This is a genomic window from Bacteroides pyogenes DSM 20611 = JCM 6294, assembly GCF_000428105.1.
Lineage (GTDB): Bacteria > Bacteroidota > Bacteroidia > Bacteroidales > Bacteroidaceae > Bacteroides > Bacteroides pyogenes.
Map to the genome: position 1 here is coordinate 1 of NZ_ATZH01000079.1, position 1,033 is coordinate 1,033.

At 49.2% G+C, this 1,033-nt stretch carries 1 rRNA gene; it reads left to right on the forward strand.

The window, feature by feature from the left end:
* Window positions 1-1,033: ribosomal RNA gene (locus C234_RS0112930) — 23S ribosomal RNA — on the forward strand; the annotation flags it as partial.

Here is a 1,033-nt window from a genome sequence, read left to right on the forward strand (position 1 = left end):
TGTAGGACCACGTTTTGGCATGATGTTTGGTGAATAGAATGTTCTGGAAAGTTCAACCATAGAGCATGATAGTTGCGTATATGAAGCCAGATGAAGCCTAGTGGTATCCTGAGTAGCGCGGGACACGAGAAATCCTGCGTGAATCTGCCGGGCCCATCCGGTAAGGCTAAATACTCCCGAGAGACCGATAGTGAACCAGTACCGTGAGGGAAAGGTGAAAAGCACCTCGAACAGAGGAGTGAAATAGTCCCTGAAACCATGCGCCTACAAGCGGTCGGAGCACATTTTTGTTGTGTGACGGCGTGCCTTTTGCATAATGAACCTACGAGTTACTTTTTCCGGCGAGGTTAAGGGAATTGATTCCCGGATCCGAAGCGAAAGCGAGTCTTAACAGGGCGGTTAGTCGGAATGAGTAGACGCGAAACCAAGTGATCTACCCTTGGCCAGGTTGAAGGTCAGGTAACACTGACTGGAGGACCGAACCGATAAGCGTTGAAAAGCTTCCGGATGAGCTGAGGGTGGGGGTGAAAGGCTAATCAAACTTGGAGATAGCTCGTACTCCCCGAAATGCATTTAGGTGCAGCCTCGGGTTTTTTTCTAATGAGAGGTAGAGCGACTGATAAGATGCGAGGGCTTCGCCGCCTATCAAGTCTTGACAAACTCCGAATGCTCATTAGTCATATCCCGGGAGTGAGGGCATGGGTGCTAAGGTCCATGTCCTAAAGGAGAAGAATCCGGACCACCGGCTAAGGTCCCCAAATAATCGCTAAGTTGAACTAACGAAGTCAGATTGCTAAGACAGCTAGGATGTTGGCTTGGAAGCAGCCATTCATTTAAAGAGTGCGTAACAGCTCACTAGTCGAGGAGTTTGGCGTGGATAATAATCGGGCATTAAGCGATTTACCGAAGCCGTGGGATGTTTTAATACATCGGTAGGGGAGCATTCCACTCAGCGTTGAAGGCGAAGCGTGAGCTTCTCTGGAGCGTGTGGAAACGCAAATGTAGGTATAAGTAACGATAAAGGGGGTGAGAA